Annotated in this window: 13 protein-coding genes; 3 read left to right on the forward strand and 10 right to left on the reverse strand. The window is 43.1% G+C overall.

The genetic code is table 11. The features are described 5' to 3' along the window. Nucleotide 1: 1 nt before the first annotated feature. The 5 genes from THMIRH_RS05530 to THMIRH_RS05550 form a co-directional block, all read right to left on the reverse strand. A complete protein-coding gene (locus THMIRH_RS05530) occupies nt 2–307 on the reverse strand; it encodes a DUF3240 family protein (RefSeq protein WP_173291158.1) in 306 nt (101 codons plus the stop codon). Continuing rightward, nucleotides 304–3,387 (reverse strand): efflux RND transporter permease subunit, encoded by a 3,084-nt coding sequence (locus THMIRH_RS05535; RefSeq protein ID WP_173291159.1) that lies wholly within the window; start codon nt 3,385–3,387, stop codon nt 304–306. Before THMIRH_RS05535 ends, THMIRH_RS05530 begins: the two co-directional genes overlap by 4 nt. Before the next feature lie 2 nt (nt 3,388–3,389). Beyond that, nucleotides 3,390–4,538, reverse strand: coding sequence for an efflux RND transporter periplasmic adaptor subunit (locus THMIRH_RS05540; RefSeq protein WP_173291160.1), 1,149 nt, complete (start codon nt 4,536–4,538; stop codon nt 3,390–3,392). After that, nucleotides 4,538–5,749 carry a TolC family protein gene (locus THMIRH_RS05545; protein WP_173291161.1) on the reverse strand — a complete coding sequence of 404 codons (1,212 nt, stop codon included), beginning with the start codon at nt 5,747–5,749 and terminating at the stop codon, nt 4,538–4,540. Before THMIRH_RS05545 ends, THMIRH_RS05540 begins: the two co-directional genes overlap by 1 nt. 79 nt (nt 5,750–5,828) lie before the next feature. After that, nucleotides 5,829–6,683 carry an ion transporter gene (locus tag THMIRH_RS05550; protein WP_173291162.1) on the reverse strand — a complete coding sequence of 285 codons (855 nt, stop codon included), beginning with the start codon at nt 6,681–6,683 and terminating at the stop codon, nt 5,829–5,831. Nucleotides 6,684–6,876: 193 nt separating this feature from the next. Between THMIRH_RS05550 and THMIRH_RS05555 the strand changes: the two genes are divergently transcribed. Then, complete coding sequence (locus THMIRH_RS05555) at nt 6,877–8,916, forward strand: TonB-dependent receptor domain-containing protein (protein WP_173291163.1); 2,040 nt, start codon at nt 6,877–6,879, stop codon at nt 8,914–8,916. A gap of 246 nt (nt 8,917–9,162) precedes the next feature. On the opposite strand, the gene THMIRH_RS05560 is transcribed toward THMIRH_RS05555, so the two are convergent. From THMIRH_RS05560 to THMIRH_RS05580, 5 genes are all read right to left on the reverse strand, one after another. Next, the gene (locus THMIRH_RS05560; protein WP_173291164.1) at nt 9,163–9,750 is read right to left on the reverse strand and encodes a response regulator transcription factor; all 588 of its coding nucleotides are present in this window, start codon (nt 9,748–9,750) and stop codon (nt 9,163–9,165) included. A gap of 18 nt (nt 9,751–9,768) precedes the next feature. After that, nucleotides 9,769–11,016 (reverse strand): sensor histidine kinase, encoded by a 1,248-nt coding sequence (locus tag THMIRH_RS05565; RefSeq protein ID WP_173291165.1) that lies wholly within the window; start codon nt 11,014–11,016, stop codon nt 9,769–9,771. 1 nt (nt 11,017) lies between these two features. Next, entirely contained in the window at nt 11,018–12,364 is a 1,347-nt protein-coding gene (locus tag THMIRH_RS05570) for a sensor histidine kinase (protein WP_173291166.1), read from the reverse strand. Then, the gene (locus THMIRH_RS05575; RefSeq protein ID WP_173291167.1) at nt 12,361–13,041 is read right to left on the reverse strand and encodes a response regulator transcription factor; all 681 of its coding nucleotides are present in this window, start codon (nt 13,039–13,041) and stop codon (nt 12,361–12,363) included. Before THMIRH_RS05575 ends, THMIRH_RS05570 begins: the two co-directional genes overlap by 4 nt. A gap of 72 nt (nt 13,042–13,113) precedes the next feature. Next, entirely contained in the window at nt 13,114–13,599 is a 486-nt protein-coding gene (locus tag THMIRH_RS05580; protein WP_173291168.1) for an FKBP-type peptidyl-prolyl cis-trans isomerase, read from the reverse strand. A 70-nt stretch (nt 13,600–13,669) separates the two neighbouring features. Here THMIRH_RS05580 and THMIRH_RS05585 point away from each other — a divergent pair, with 70 nt between their 5' ends. Next, a complete protein-coding gene (locus tag THMIRH_RS05585) occupies nt 13,670–14,092 on the forward strand; it encodes a CopD family protein (RefSeq protein ID WP_173291169.1) in 423 nt (140 codons plus the stop codon). Nucleotides 14,093–14,277: 185 nt separating this feature from the next. Further along, a complete protein-coding gene (locus THMIRH_RS05590; protein ID WP_173291170.1) occupies nt 14,278–16,335 on the forward strand; it encodes a sensor domain-containing protein in 2,058 nt (685 codons plus the stop codon). Nucleotide 16,336: the final 1 nt, after the last annotated feature.

A 16,336-nucleotide genomic window follows, 5' to 3' on the forward strand; every position in this document is an offset into this window, starting at 1 on the left:
ATTAAAGTTGACCGTCTTGAATAGATGGTAAGAGTTGGTAAGGAATGTTGGCTTGTGGCAAGTCCGCTTTTAGGTGTTGCAACAAGGCACTCAGCAAGCTCTCAGGCACGGTGATTTCAATCATCATTTTTGGCGTAAAGCCATCTACCTGTTCGCGAATGCTGTGCAGTCGCTGATCGGCTTGATGGGATTGCACTTGATAGCTGATAAAACTCAATGGCATGGCTTCAAAGGTCAGCAGTGAATCCGTCACTGCATGTTTCAATTCTACTTCTAGGTTGAGTCTGAGTAATAGGGTTTGGCTCATTTTAAATCTCCCACGCTTGCCGCTTTAGGTTTTAAACCGAAACGACGATAAATAATCGGCAAAATCAGCAAGGTCAATAGGGTAGAGGAAATCAATCCGCCTATCACCACGATGGCCAAGGGGCGCTGGATTTCAGAACCCGGGCCGGTGGCAAATACCAAAGGAATTAACCCCAAGGCCGCAATGGATGCGGTCATAAGCACCGGTCTTAAACGACGCAAAGCACCCTCAACCACGATTTCGGTTAAGGCCATGCCTTTGGCCGCCAATTGGTTAAAGTAGGTAATCATGACCACACCGTTTAAAACGGCAATCCCTAGCAGGGCAATAAAACCAACCGACGCAGGCACAGAAAGATATTCACCCGCGCCCCACAGCGCAATGATGCCGCCAATCAAGGCGAAAGGCACATTGGTTAGCACCATGATGGCTTGTGGAATGGATTGAAAGGTGCTGAACAGAATAATAAAAATCAATACCAAGGCAATCGGCACAACCACGCTCAATTTAGCCGCAGCTCTTTGTTGGTTTTCAAATTGTCCGCCCCATTCCAAATAATAACCAGTGGGTAAGTCGAGTTCTGCCGCGGCTTTGGCTTTGGCTTCTTCTACAAAACTCACCAAGTCGCGCCCTTGCACATTAGAAACCACCACCGCAAAACGCTTGCTTTGCTCGCGCTTAACGGCTACGGGGCCTTCCACTTCAACGGCATCGACCAGTTGGTTTAGTAGAACACTTTGCCCATTATTGAGGGTTATGGGTTGTTGCAACATTTCGATTTTAGACGACTTGTAATCTTCTGGCCCACGCACCATCAGCGGGATTTGACGAATGCCTTGGTAAATATTACCCACCACCAAGCCATCAATTTGACTGCGTAATAGCGTTTGCACTTCGTCAACTGTGAGCCCTAAAACACCGGCCATTTGGCGATTCACTTGCAGTTGTAAATAACGCGAACCATCATTAGCCGGCGTGAAAACATCCACCGACCCGGGGATGGTTTTTAAAATCTCTACCAAATGTTCGGCAGTTTTGCTCAGCAGTGCAGGAGAGTCACCGAAAATATTAATGGCGATGTCGCCTCGCGCGCCGGTGAGCATTTCGTCAACGCGCATTTGAATGGGTTGCGTAAAGGCATAACCAAAGCTGGGGAATTGTTCTTCGATGACCTGACGAATGGCATCAATCAATTCTTCTTTGGTTTCCATGCGCCATTCATCTTTGGGCTTAAGCACTAAGAAAGTGTCTGTGTCATTCAAACTCATCGGGTCTAACCCCAGTTCGTCCGAGCCAACACGCGCCACGATTTTGGTGATTTCGGGCACTTGTTCCATCAGTGCTTTTTGCACTTGTAAATCTAAGCGCACGGTTTCCTTAAGGCTGATGGACGGGATTTTTTCAATCTGCAGAATAATCGCGCCTTCGTCCATTTGTGGCATAAAGGTTTTGCCCACTAGGGTGTACACATAGCCGGCGACGACCAATGCGACCAGTGCAAAACCAATAATAATTTTGTCGTGCGCCAAAGACCATATGAGCGTGGGTTTGTAAATGGCACTGAGTTTACGAATTAGCCAAGGTTCTTGGTGCGAAGGTTTACCCAAAATAAACGATGCCAAAGTTGGGATAATGGTTAAAGACAATACTAACGAACTGCCTAACGCAAAGATAATGGTTAAGGCCACAGGAATAAAGAGTTTGCCTTCAAGACCTTCGAGCGTCAGTAACGGTAAAAATACCGTCATGATAATCAAAATCCCTGAAATTACCGGCGTAGCAACTTCTTGCAATGCCCGATAAATAATGTGTAGCTTCGGCAAGTTGGCTTTATCGTTTTCTTGATGAGTTACAATATTTTCTACCACTACCACGGCAGCATCCACCAACATCCCCACGGCAATTGCTAAACCGCCGAGTGACATCAGGTTAGCGGACAATCCGAACCAATTCATAAACATAAAAGTCATGAGAGCAGACAAAGGCAGAATCAAAGCCACGGTGATTGCGGCACGAATATTACCTAAAAAGAGTAGCAAGGTTAGCACCACCAATACCACCGCTTCAGTGAGGGCTTTTGAAACCGTGTGAATGGCTTTATCAATCAAGTCACTGCGATTGTAAAACACCTCAACACTGATGCCTTTGGGTAGAGAAGGTTGCAACTCGACCAAGCGTTGTTCGATATTGGCAACCACTTCACGAGCATTGGCGCCACGCAGGGCTATGACCAAACCTTCAACCGCTTCGCCTTTGCCCGATTCGGTCACCGCGCCATTACGATAGAGTGAGTCGATTTTGACTTTGGCCAAATCTTTAACACGCACCGCCACGCTATTTTGGTAGGTGACCACAATGTTTTCGATGTCATCAATTGAGGTTAAGTTGCCTAAGGTGCGCACCAACATCACTTCTTCGCCTTGATTAAGGCGACCAGCACCATCGTTTTTATTGTTGGCTTCAATCGCCGCAATCAGTTGGTTAACAGAAATTTTAAAGGCTTGAAGTCTTTGAAAATCTGGCTGCACGCTATAAGTCCGCACCAAACCGCCTAAAGAGTTCACATCTGCCACGCCTGGCACTGAGCGCAACGCAGGACGAATTACCCAGTCCAATAGGTCGCGTTTTTCCATGTTATTGAGGGTATTGCCTTCAATAGTGAACATGAAAATATCACTTAAAGGGGTTGATAAAGGGGCAATGCCGCCGGTGACACCTGCGGGTAAGTCTATGGCATTGAGGCGTTCGGCCACCACTTGTCTGGCCCAATAAATATCAGTGCCAGGTTTAAAGTCGAGGGTGATGTCGGCAATGGCGTATTTGGCCAAAGAGCGCAAACTGTCTTGATTGGGGAGTCCGAGCACTTCCATTTCAATGGGGGAAATAATGCGTTGTTCAACTTCAGTGGGCGTCATTCCTGGTGCTTTAAAAATCATTTTGACTTGAATGGGCGACACATCTGGGAAGGCGTCAATCGGCGTTTTTTGAAACGCCATCCAGCCCCCAGACAGGATGCTTAAAATCATCAGCACCACCAAAATGCGCTGGGTGAGAAAAAATTGAATAAAATTCGATAGCATGATTATTCCTCACCGCCCATGGCTAGGGCTTTTAAGGCTGATGCACCTTGCACCACCACTTCGGCGGCATCGTTTGGCAAAGGTTGCAGGGCTTTAAAGGTCATCTCAGTGCCATTAAAGGTCAGCACTTGAATGGCAAAAGGTTTAAAGCCTTGAGCAGTTTTCACAAAGACTAAGTCTTGTCCATCCAGCTGGCTAATGGCAGAACGCTGAGTTTGATAAACCTGTGTTTGCTCGGTAAATTCGAATTTTGCGGTCAAAAACTGACCAGGCCTGGTTGTTTTTAGCGGGTTTGGCATGACCATATGTACTTCTACCGATTGTGTGGCAGGGTCGGTAAAGTTGGCGATGTGTTTAATGCTGGCGGCGTGGTTTTCACGCCCTTGAATAATCATCACGCTTTGACCTTCGTGCAGGGTGTCGGCATCTTCGGTGGGAATATTGGCATCTATCACAATGGGATCAACACGGCCGACTGAAATAATGGGGTCATTGGCATGTAAACGCTCACCGATTTTGGCTTGCAAATCAAACAGTTCTCCACTAATGGGAGATTTAATCTCAATTAAAGACGGCTGTAACTGACGCGTGTCTTTTAAGGCTTTTAACGCAGTAGCGTTCATGCCCATTAAGGTTAAGTCTTGAGTTTGTTGTTCGAGCATTTGATTAAGTTTGTCTTGATTAGATTGCGCTTCTTGTAATTTTTTAATCGATACCACGCCCGTTTTATTCAGCTGTATCGCACGCTGATATTCAGCCGTTGCTAAGCGGTAATCGGCATAGGTGTTTAAAAAATCTTTTTGTAAATTAAGCAATTCTGGGCTGAGCAACTCGGCAATGACTTCGCCTTTTTCAATCGGACCATGCACATAAAACAATTTTTGGATGAGACCATTTAAAGGTGTGGTGACCAAAAAAGTTTGCGCCAGTGGAATGACCGCTTGTGCTGGATAAGGATTACTAAAATAACTGCTCTGCGCTTGAAGGGCTGTGGTTTTCAGATTCAGTGCGCTGATTTGAGCATCGCTTAACGAGATAGCCGGTGCAGTACTTAGGTCTGCCGCTTGCGCCATAGGAAAGGCTAAGAGTGCGCTTAAAACAGTGGTAACTAAGGTTAAACGAGCTGGTTTTATATTGGTCAAAGTGTTCATTAAAAAGCAACTCCTGCAATTTGGTTAAAGTCGGCAATCGCCATAAAGGTTTTGGTTTTGGCCAAACGGGCGGCCAGCTTTTGTTCGAGGACGGTTTGTTGTGAAATTAGTAAATTTTGAATACTGGTTTCGCCTAAAAAGTAGGATTGTTTAGCGAGCATTAGGGTTTTTTCGGCATGGGTCAGTTGTTGTTCACTGAGTTGCTGTTGCGTTTGCGCTGAAAAAATGGCTTGTTGCGCTCTAAACAGATCTAAAGGATGGTTTTGCTCAAAGCGACGCAATTCGGCTTGTAAGCGACTGAGTTGGCTTTGCTGTTCAGCTTGCAAAACTTTTTGATGCCCCGCCAAGCTATCGAGCTGTAATGGATAATTAAACTGTGCAATTAAAAAGGTGTCGTTCACCCCTTGATTGCTTTGCTCATTTTTGCCCCCGACATACACGCTGGGATTGCTTTGTTGATTCGCTTTTAGTGCAGCTAATTTTGCGGTTTCAATTTGAATGAGTGCTTGCAATTTTAAGCGTTGTGGGTGTTGCTCTAACAAATCGGCTGGAGCTTGTTGCTCTGGCAAAAGGTCAGGTAGGGCTTGCGTATTAAGTTTGGCTTGGTAGGTATTGAGTGCTACTTCAAGTTCAAAATTGGCAGTGGCAAAATCACTTTGGGCGGCAAACAAAGATTTTTCGGCGAGCAATAAATCCAGTTTGGGGTTTTCACCTTGGGTGACTCTCTGGGTAACCATTTCAACTAAGGCTTGGGTTTGCTCTAGTGCTTTTTGAGAAAAATGGGCTTTGATTTTGGCGGTTTGGGTTTGCCATACTAGGTCACGCAGGGTTTGTGCCGTGAGCAGCTTAAGTTGTTGTTGTTCTGCAAGAAATAAGTTTTGGTAAGCCTGTGCCAATGCATCTTGGCTGTGAGCTTGCCCTGAGCGCCAAATCGGAAATTCCACCCCAGCTTCCCAGGTTTGTTTGGCTTTATTATCGGTCAAGGCATCGTTTTCATGATTAAGTTTAACGGTGACTTCACCTGGCAAGGTTTGGTTTGCATAGGACTGTGCAGCGCTTTGCAATTGTTGGGTATTCGCCAGTAAGGCCTGTTCTGGCAAAGTGGCTTGCAAGGTTGCCGCCAGAGTAGGGTAGTCAGCTGCCCAAACCGTTTGGGCAGTGGTGCTCAGCAAACAGCTGCCGAGCAAGGTATTGAGTAAAACACGTTTCATTTTCTAATCCTAGGATTGTTCAGTATTGCTGAGCAGTATAGAAAATGAAACTGAATTTAAGCTGAATGAAACTTAAAAATTAACCTTTTTGGCGAATGAGTTGATCTAATTTAGTATGCAAAGAAGCCAATTCTTGTTCCAGTTTTTGTTGATGGGCTTTTTGATCAGCCAACTGTTGGGCTTGCTCATTTAATAAAGCATTTTTTTCGTCTTGTTGTTCGTCGGCTAACATTTTGGAATGCTCTTCATCCAACACTTCAACCACGATACCAATCATCATGTTTAAAAATACAAACGCCGAAAAGAAAATAAAGGTCAGGTAATAAATCCAACTGAGTTTATAAACGGTCATGGTTTCATACATGACATCCGTCCAATCTTCAAAGGTTGCGACTCTAAAAAGCGTGAGTAAGCTAATGCCTAAATCGCCCCACAGGGTTGGGTTGATGCTAGAGAAAAGTAGGTTACCAATCACCGCATACAGATAAAAAATAATAAACATCAACAGCGCCACATATCCCATGCGTGGTAAAGCACTGAGCAGTGCCGTAACTAAAACACGCAGTTCTGGAATAAACGAAATCAAACGCATCACACGAAAGAGTCGCAGCATTCGGGCGATTAAAGCATATTCAGAGTCATCTAAAGGAATCAAACTGACCACGACTATGACAAAGTCAAAAACATTCCAACCCTTTTTAAAAAAGTTGAGTACGCGGTCTTCAGCGGCCATGCGAATTAAGATTTCGACCAAGAAAAACAGGGTGACCGCCGTGTCCATAAACACCAAAAACTGTTCAAGATTGGGGTGTAAAGGATAGGTTTTTAAACCGATTAAAAGCGATGACAAAATAATGATTGAAATCACGATCATTTCAAATAATTTGTTGTCACGCAGCTGTTGAAATTGCATTTGAAAAGATTGCCAAGTCATAAAACACCTATAAATAAAATTAATAAAGTGCGGGCATTTTACCGAAATTCAATCGGGTGCGACAATTTGTCGCAGTGATTTTTAAAGGCTAGGTTTTTATAATCTGCGAATTGAATTTTAAAAGCACTTTGCCGCTGCAAAGCTCGCTATAAGATGTTAAAACTTCGGCACAGCCGATTACCAATGGAATCTAATGACCATGAAAATGAAAACCCTAGCCTATTTTGTCGCCACTTGTTTTGTTGGCGTTGCTCATGCACAAGAAACAACCCTATCAACCATTGAAGTTGAAGCACCCATTGAAAAAACAGCTATGCCTCTTGAAGCCGCCCTAGAGCAGTCGGGAAACACAGAAGCTGGAAGTGTGTTACGCCAGATTTCTGGGGTTGAAGGTTCTCGAATGGGCGGTATTGGTTTAGATGTTTTAATTCGTGGTCAAGGCCAATCAGCAGTCAATGTATTGGTTGATGGCGGAAAAATTGAGGGCGGTTGTCCAAATCGTATGGACCCACCAACCCATTACACAGAATTAAATAGTTTTGACAGTATTGAAGTCATCAAAGGCGTACAGTCTTTGCAAACCGGTGTAGGTGGAACAGCTGGAACCGTTATTTTAGAGCGTAATGCGCCAACATTTGAACCAGGAAAACCCTATAACGGCAAAGTGTATGCGGCTACTAATTCGAACGGATTAACGCAAGATATCGGTGCTCAAGCAGCCGTTGGTAATGACCAGTTTTATGTTGTGCTACAAGGTTCTGACAAAATAGCCAAAAGTTATGAAGACGGTAATGGCAATACGGTAAACAGCAGCTACAAAACCCAACAAGGGCATATTGATTTAGGTTGGTCTCCCACGCCAGATCAGCAAATTAAATTATCGCATGAAATTTCAAATACCCAAGATGCTTTATATCAGGGTTCGACCATGGATGCCCCAAAATCCAATGGCACTATGACTCGTTTGAGTTACGAGGGTAAAAACTTTAAAGGGCCTGTCACTGAAGTTGAAGTATCTGGTTATGTTTCAGATGTCGAGCATGTTATGGATAACTTTAGTTTGCGTCCATTTAATCCTTTAATGAAAATGGAGACTCCCACCGATGTAACTACTAAAGGCGGTAAAGTTCGTTTAAGTAGCCAGCTTGCGCAAACTAAACTAGATTATGGTTTGTTGTTACAGACAATTGAAAAGCAAGCTTCTTTGTACTCTCGTTCAGCAGGAGCTCAGCTGGATAAATCTCAAGCGCTTATGTGGCCAGATGCTGTTACCGAACAAAACAGCTTGTTTGTTGAAGCTAATACAGCGATTTCAAATAGTCAAAATGTAGTTTACGGTGTTCGTGTTGATCAGGTTTCTGCTAAAGCTAGAAATGCTAATGAAACACCTGATAACACAACCAAACCAACGCCTGTTAGCGTTTATAACACTGTAAATGCCAATTATTCTGGCAAAACATCTGTGGATGAAACCAATTGGAATGGTTTGTTGCGATATGAGCAAAAACTGGCATCTTCTATGGCTTGGTTTGGCGGCGTGAGTTTAACGACCAATACTGCGGATGAAACTGAACGATTTATGGCAAAAGGGGCAGATTGGGCTGGTAATCCAGATTTAAAACCTGAAAAACATTTGCAGTTCGATTTGGGTTTGACTCAAAAAACCAGCCAGTTTAATTGGGGTGCGAATGTGTTTGCTGATCAAGTAACGGATTACATTTTACGAGATAAAGCAGCCAATCAAGCAAGTTTGAATGGAACAACAGGACAAGAACAAGGTTATGTGAATGTGGACGCTCAAATTATGGGTGCTGAATTTGACTGGGGTTACTCGCTCACTCGTGCCATTTCTTTGGCGGGTAACTTGGCTTACACCCAAGGGCGTAACACGACAGACAGCCGTAACCTAAGTAATATGTCGCCAATCAATGGTCAAGTGACCGCTCGTTATGATGTGACCAGCTGGTATTCAGGTGCACGCTTTAACTTTGCAACCGAACAAGGTGATGTGGATAGCGCTTATGGTGAGTTAAAAACCGCCGCTTGGAGCACCGTGGATGTTTTTGCAGGTTATCAACTTAACAAAACGCTACAATTTAAAGCGGGCGTAAATAATCTGTTTAATCATGCATATGTTACCAGTGTTAACCGTACCGACAGTTATAACGGCAATATTTATAAAGTGATGGAGCCTGGAGTGAATGTTTGGGCAAATGTGGAAGCTAAGTTTTAATTAAAAAAACAACTCTCCTAACGCAACTTAGGTTGCAAATTTAAAGCCAAAGAAGCCTCAGTTTCTTTGGCTTTTTTTATGGGGAGGGTTTTGATTTGTGGATATTAAGCAGGCTAAAGCCTGCGCCCCTAAGTGAGACGTTTGTAAAATTTCATGGGGCGAAGGCTTTAGCCTTCTTCAGTTTAGGCTTTAATTAGTCCTAAAAATAACCAATAACGCCCAGGCCTGGTTACATTTTGCTGGATATTACTTCTCGACAGGACGCTTTTGCAGTTTGCGTTGCAAAGTGCGGCGGTGCATGTTTAGGGCAGCGGCGGTGAGGGTGATATTGCCGTCGTGTTCCGTGAGGGTTTTTTGAATGTGTTCCCATTCGAGGCGTTTCACAGACATGGGAACAAAGTCTTGGGGATTGTCTGCTTCTGGTTGTTCTTCTGTAGGTTCAGAATTTGCACTGTCAGGTTTGGCAAATCTTAAGGCTTTAAGGATGTCGTCAATGCTGGCGGGTTTGCATAAATAATCTAAAGCGCCCAGTCGCATGGCTTCAACAGCCGTGGCAACACTGGCGTAGCCGGTTAATATCAAAACCTGGCAGTCGGGTAGTTGCTCAAGCAAATATTTGAGCAAATTCAGGCCGCTTTGTCCTTCTAGGTTTAAATCTAAAATGGCATAGCCGTAGGTATTTTGTTGAATTTTTGCTTCGGCTTCTTGTGGCGAATGAGCGGTATCAAGTGTGATGGACTGGTTCAAAAATGCCTGTTGGAGTATGCGTAAAAAAGTGGCATCGTCATCTACGGCTAAGATGGTTGATTGCGCTGGTTTTACAGACTCGTTCACTCAAGTTTCTCCGTTTATTTAACTTAAATCAAAGCGGGTTTTAGGTAGCCAAACGCTGGCTTTAAGGCCTTTTTTGGGTTTGTCAATTAGGCTAAAAAGTAACTTGCCTTGAAAGCGTTCAATAATCATACGACTTAAGAAAACGCCCATGCCAATACCGTGATATTCCTCTAAAGGCTGTTGCCCTAAATGCGCCAATTCACTTTCTGGCACGCCACCGCCTTCATCGCAAATGTTAAATAACAAGTGGGTTGCTGTGTGTTGAAATTCTATGACGATAGAGTCTGGGCTGTAACGCGCAGCATTGTCGAGTAGGTTCATAATGGCCAGTTTGAAGCTTTCATCGATCTTTAGATTGATGTTAGTGGCGGGCTCGCGAGTTTGTAAAACACTTTTGGGGTGCAATAGAGCAAATTCTTCTATCAGCGTTTGGATGAAGTTTTGTAGTGAAATGGTTTGTGGATTTTTAGTTTGGGCAAATTCAGCGCGTTTACGCAATCCTTGTAGAGCCTGAGTGCAGATTTGCACTTGCTCGCGATAGGTTTTCATCAAGTCTTTGCCCATGGGCGTGTGGACTTCGTTATCCAATAAAGATTCGAGTAATTTTAAGGTATTAAGCGGGGTGCTGAGTTGATGGGCCGATGCCGAGGCAATGCTGGCGACTGACAGCAAATATTCATTTTGTAAGGCTTGGTTACGCTGCTGTTCGATGGCATAGCGTTGTTGCTCTAGGCGCTTTTTAAGTGGCAAAATAAACATGGCCAAAAACACCACCAATAAAATAAACACCAACATAGATCCATGCAAATGCCAGGCAAAAAAGGCTTGCAAGCTTTGCACCTTAAGCGACATGACGGGCACATAGTGATAGTTGACTAGCCCATAGAGTGCGGCAGAGAGAAATGCCAAAGCGATAAAGTAGCGTGAAGAAAGGATGAGCATCCCTAAGGCTAAAGGCAGTAGCAATAAATGCACAAGGGGATTAATGGTGCCGCCGGTTTCATACAACAAGCCGGTTGTTAATAATAGCGTCCAAGCCAGTAACCCAAATCCCAGATGATCTTGTGAAATGGAAGCCTTATTTAAGTAGTGTTGCACTTGCTTGGTGTAAATGGCGATTAGGGTTAACAGCATCATCCCCATCCATAGGCCAACTTTTTCAAAAGAGAAATGGATGTTTAGGTGTAAATAAAACCAGCCAAGCGTAATGAGCCAAAGTAATGTTAATAAGATCAATAGGTTAGTAAAGTATTTGAAGGGTGCCATATTAATAAGCTTTGTTTTCTAAAGGGGCGTTTTTATGCGGTTCAAAAATCACAGTCACCTTTAACCCCCCCAATCCTGTTTTCGGGGAGCTAAACTGAATGTGAGCCTGATAGGCGCTCACCAAGTCTGCGACAATGGCCAATCCTAACCCTTGACCAGACTGTTGTTCATCTAACCGATAACCGCGTTCTTGAATCTTGGCCAGTTGGGCGGGTGCAACGCCTGGACCATCATCTTCAATGATGATAACAACGCCTGAGGCATGAGATTGAATATGGCAGTTCACTTGGTGTTGCGCCCATTTGCAAGCATTGTCGAGCAGGTTGCCAAACAATTCATAGCCATCTTCTTGGTCTAGACCGAGCTGACGAATAGCTTCATCAGAGCCCTTTAAATCAATTTGAATATTAGGGTAGAGAGTTTGCAAAGAGCTTACCAAGTCTTGAAGATGCTGGGCGTTTAAGCGAGCAGTTTGCACCGCATCGGCCGCAATACGGGCTTTTTTAAGCTCTCTTTCTAACAAACGATAAATGGTTTGTGCTTGTTGCTGCAAAGCCTCACGACTCTCGCTGGGAAGAATTGGGTTGTCGAGTAATTGATAGATGATATTGAGCGGTGTTTTGAGGGTGTGCGCAAGGTTAGCATTGGCATGACGCGATTTTTCCAGTTGTGCTTTGGCATTGCTGAAAGCTTGGTTTAAGTTTTTAATAAGTCCTGATATTTCATTAGGATAGTCTTCACTGTTTAAGTGGATAATCTTGTCATCTTGGAGGTCAATCAAGGCGCTTTCTAGCGGTTTGAGTTGACTAAAACCGCGCTTAAGCCAATAACGCTGTAGACCAAAAATGGTGATTAAAATGACCAAACTAAATCCACCGAAAATCATGTCAAAGGTAAATAGGCTTTGCTGAATCGGTGAGTGGTCTTCGGCCACCCAAATTTGAATGGGTTGATTTTGAATGCGTGCTTGGGTCGATAAAACCAGCACTAATTGTTGTTTGGGGCCTTTGGTTTCATACACCAAGGTTTGTTTGGGTGCAGCTTTGGCAAATAGGGGATAGTTTTCAAGGGAGTTAGAGGTAACATTGTTGTGAGGCGTTTTAATCACAAAATAGTGACCAGAATGTACCTGAGAGTAAATAGGGCTAATTTCTTGTTCTAAATGCCAGCTTTGCCCAGTCCAGATTAAATGTTTGATAATGGATTCTGTGTCGTGTTCTAAACGGGTGACAATGTATTGCTCGGTGACCTTATGAATGGCCGTAATCGATACCCACCAAAACAGACCAAACAGAACCACCAGGCTTAAACCCATTGAAGAACTGAGTTGTTTTTCAAGTGACTTCATGCGTTTTCCTCGGGTGGATTCAAATTGACCAAACGGTAGCCTTGTCCTCGCAAGGTTTCTATGGATTCTTTACCCAACAAACGGCGGAGTTTGGCGATGTACACCTCAATCAGATTACCGCTGGTGTCGCTGTGTTGGTCGCTGATTTTTTGTAACAGCTGGTCTTTTGAAAAGATTTGGTTGGGATGAGAAAAGAACAGGTGTAATAAACGATATTCGTTTTTGGTTAAACTAATGGTGTCAGACGCGGTTTTTAAACTGCGCATTTGACCGTCTAGGGTGAAGTTTTTATAGACAATGTTAAAGCTATTGTCGGGTGTTTTTCGCTTAATTAAGTTTTGAACTCTTGCCAGTAACTCTTCGAAATGAAAAGGTTTTCCTAAATAATCATCCGCCCCAGTTTTTAAGCCTATCACGCGGTCTTGCCAGGCATTGCGCGCGGTTAATACCAAGACAGGTGTGTGGGTATTTTGGATTCTAAACTGCTCTAAAACAACCAGGCCTGGTTGTTTTGGAAGCCCTAAATCGAGAATAATGCAATCATACTCAAACTCGTTTAATAGGTGTGAGGCTTCCTCACCATTACCGGCTAGGTCACATAAAAATCCGGCTTGCTGCAGATTTTTGGTCAGACTTTCTTGCAATAAAGGTTCGTCTTCAACGAGCAGTAATTTCATTTAGGGTTTCGACTCTTAAAGCGACAAAAGCCAGCTCTGGGCTGGCTTGTTAAAAGGTTGAATCGGTTGCGCTTAGTGGTGGTGATGTCCGCCAGCACCGTGTGCATGACCATGTTCAATTTCTTCTGCAGTCGCATCACGAATCCCCATGATTTCAACCGCAAAGGTTAAATCCATCCCTGCCAACTCATGGTTGCCATCCACAGTTACATGTTCATCAGAGACCTGAGTAATGACCACCGAATGCATGCCTTCATCTGACTGTGCTTGAAAACGCATCCCGACTTCTAAATTTTCTACGCCTTGGAACATTTCTTTTGGCACATTAGCCTGCACTAAATGATCCATTTTGGGGCCATAAGCATCCTCTGCGGGGATGGTGACGGTGAATTTATCAGAAACACTTTTGCCTTCTAATTCTTTTTCTAAACCGGGAATCAAATTGTGGTGGCCGTGCAAGTAGGCTAAAGGTTGGCCATTAGACGCATCGATTTGATTGCCTTCGGCATCCGACAGTACATATTCAATCAAGGCGACTTTGTTGTTTTCAATTTTCATGATTTCTTCCCATTTTTCAGTTTAAAAATCGTTATGATACTGCAAACAACTTAATCTATGGAGAAAATCAATGTTGTGGTTAAAAACTTTTCATATTCTTTTTATGATGTCTTGGATGGCAGGAATCTTTTACTTGCCGCGTATATTTGTGCATTTTGTAGAAGGGCAAGCGGCGGGTCAGCAAGTCGATAGATTGGCGATTATGGGGGATAAATTGTATAAGTTTATGACCATTATGATGATGTTGGCGATAGGCTCGGGTATTTGGTTATGGCTTGCTTATTGGCCCATTGCACAAGGTATGGGCTGGCTGCATGCCAAAATTGTGTTTGTCGGCTTAATGCTGGCTTATCACTTGTGGGCAAAAAAACGCGTCAAAGAAATGCAGTTGGGTCATTTAGACCACAGCGGTGTTTATTACCGTTGGGCCAATGAAATTCCATTATTGTTGGTCACGATTATTTTGATTTTGGTGGTGGTTAAGCCTTTTTAATTCAACACAGAGATTTAAAATATAAAAAGGCCTTTGTTGGCCTTTTTTTGGTTTTAAAGAAATGGATAATTAAATCCTTATTTAGTTGAAAGTGCGTAGTATTCGTTTTATGATGCATCTAACCATGGCATGTTTTTGATTGCCTAGACACCTTAAAGCTCTTAGATGGCCCTTGGATCGACTCGATGACTGAAAATTCATGTCTTAAAGCAAACTCGCTAATTTTTGAAGGCTTGTTAAAATCAATGCCGGTAATCGTGTTTGTGTTGGATCAGTCGGGCACTTTTTTATTTTCTAGAGGTGCGGCATTAAAACCTTTGGGGTTAAAAGACGATGAAGTGGTGGGTTTAAATTATTTAGATATTTATGCCGAGCAACCCAAGATTGTTGAGCAAATCAAAATAGCTTTATCAGAGGGTTTTTTGAATGCAGAAACCGAACTGAACGGTTTGCATTATCGACTTTTTTACCGTCCTTTGATGGATGGTCAAATCGTTGGGATTGCATTAGATCAAACCGAGTTTGCCCACCTTAAAAAACAGTCTGATTTTTTTATCAACGAGTTATTGACCGCTTATGAAGTGTCTAATGAGGGAATGTGGTCTTGGCAGGTTCAAGAAGGTACTGTTGAACATAACCGTCGCTGGAGACAAATATTTGGTTATTCTGAAGAAGAGCCGTCCAATCTCATTACACATTTCTCCAATAGAATCCACCCAGATGATTTGCCCAGAGTTTTAGCGACCGTTGAAGATGCTTTAAAGTCGGGTGAAACATTTTCACACGAATATCGTTTGAATACGCCTACCGGTCTTCGTTATGTTCAAGACCGTGGCAAAGTGGTCAGCCGAGATGATCAGGGCAATCCTCTCAGAATGACCGGTTCTTTAAACGACATTACTCAAGAACATCTCAATCAAATCAAACTAGAGATGTTGGCTTTTAAGGATGAGCTAACGGGTTTGCCCAATAAGGTTTCAAGTGAGAATTTTTGGAATCAACATATCCCTTTAAAAGACACGCAGCAAGTTGGTTTTGCCATTTTGGACATCGACAACTTTAAGTTGGTTAATGATGTTTTAGGGCATAAAGTGGGTGATGTGCTTATTCAAAATGTGTCCAATCTTATTTACAGCCAGTTAACCGATAAGGCCCAATTTTATCGCTTGGGTGGCGATGAGTTTTTAATCATCGGTCACAATATCACCCAAGAAAAATTTCTATCTCATTTAGGGGCTTTATTGGCTTCGGTCAAAAAAGTGGCCTTTCATAAAGATGTGAATATCAAAAATACCTTTTCTTGTGGCGTGGCGTTTTATCCCGCAGATGGTCAGCATTATGATGATTTGTTTAGACGCGCTGAAAACGCCTTATATCATGCCAAAAACCAAGGTAAAGACCAGTTGGTTAGGTTTGATATGGCCATGGAATCAGCCGTTGAACACCGCTATCAAATTTTGGTAAAACTGCAAAAGGCACTGGCTCGCAAACAATTTTTCTTTCATTATCAGCCACAAATTAGCCTAGAAGATGGGCGCTGTGTTGGCGCAGAAGTCTTATTAAGATGGCAAGACGATGAAGGCAATTTGATTCCACCAGATGTGTTTATTCCAATTGCCGAACAATCGCAGTTAATTATTCCGATGACCTATTGGATTATTGAGCAAGCTTTTTTAATCAAACAGAAATGGCATAAACAAAACGAGCCCAATATTGAGTTGGCCATTAATTTACCGGCACAATTTTTATCTGAGCCTAATTTGTTGACTTATTTGCAGCAGATGACGCAAAAGTTTCATTTACAAAATGATGAGATTACGCTGGAAATTACAGAATCTCAGCTTATGCAAAATCAACGGGTAGATTATTTTGAGGTTTTGAGAGCCTTAAGATCAAAGCATTTTGGACTAGCGGTCGATGATTTTGGAACAGGGTATTCAAATCTAGCCAATTTGGCTAACCTGTCATTTTCGAAGCTGAAAATAGATAAAAAATTTATTGATGCCTTGTGCATATCCACCGAACAATCCGCTCAGCCATTTGAGGGCACAGCCATTGTTAAAGCCATGCTGGGAATGGCAAAAGCCTTAAACCTTGAAGTGATTGCAGAAGGCGTTGAAACTTTGCCACAAGTGGAGTGGTTGAAGCAGAATGGCTGCGACCGAATTCAGGGTTATTATTTCTCAAAACCCTTATCAGAAAATGATTTCTTAAAATTCTTGAGACAATCGTCCTCAAAATAAC

This window comes from Thiosulfativibrio zosterae, from assembly GCF_011398155.1.
Lineage (GTDB): Bacteria > Pseudomonadota > Gammaproteobacteria > Thiomicrospirales > Thiomicrospiraceae > Thiosulfativibrio > Thiosulfativibrio zosterae.

Excerpts from the sequence above, each read along its gene's own strand:
- THMIRH_RS05565 (WP_173291165.1), bottom strand. The coding sequence starts at position 11,016 with ATGGCACCCTTCAAATACTTTACTAACCTATTGATCTTATTAACATTA.
- THMIRH_RS05555 (WP_173291163.1), top strand. The coding sequence starts at position 6,877 with ATGACCATGAAAATGAAAACCCTAGCCTATTTTGTCGCCACTTGTTTT.
- THMIRH_RS05590 (WP_173291170.1), top strand. The coding sequence starts at position 14,278 with ATGACTGAAAATTCATGTCTTAAAGCAAACTCGCTAATTTTTGAAGGC.
- THMIRH_RS05570 (WP_173291166.1), bottom strand. The coding sequence starts at position 12,364 with ATGAAGTCACTTGAAAAACAACTCAGTTCTTCAATGGGTTTAAGCCTG.
- THMIRH_RS05575 (WP_173291167.1), bottom strand. The coding sequence starts at position 13,041 with ATGAAATTACTGCTCGTTGAAGACGAACCTTTATTGCAAGAAAGTCTG.
- THMIRH_RS05550 (WP_173291162.1), bottom strand. The coding sequence starts at position 6,683 with ATGACTTGGCAATCTTTTCAAATGCAATTTCAACAGCTGCGTGACAAC.
- THMIRH_RS05545 (WP_173291161.1), bottom strand. The coding sequence starts at position 5,749 with ATGAAACGTGTTTTACTCAATACCTTGCTCGGCAGCTGTTTGCTGAGC.
- THMIRH_RS05535 (WP_173291159.1), bottom strand. The coding sequence starts at position 3,387 with ATGCTATCGAATTTTATTCAATTTTTTCTCACCCAGCGCATTTTGGTG.
- THMIRH_RS05585 (WP_173291169.1), top strand. The coding sequence starts at position 13,670 with ATGTTGTGGTTAAAAACTTTTCATATTCTTTTTATGATGTCTTGGATG.
- THMIRH_RS05530 (WP_173291158.1), bottom strand. The coding sequence starts at position 307 with ATGAGCCAAACCCTATTACTCAGACTCAACCTAGAAGTAGAATTGAAA.
- THMIRH_RS05540 (WP_173291160.1), bottom strand. The coding sequence starts at position 4,538 with ATGAACACTTTGACCAATATAAAACCAGCTCGTTTAACCTTAGTTACC.
- THMIRH_RS05580 (WP_173291168.1), bottom strand. The coding sequence starts at position 13,599 with ATGAAAATTGAAAACAACAAAGTCGCCTTGATTGAATATGTACTGTCG.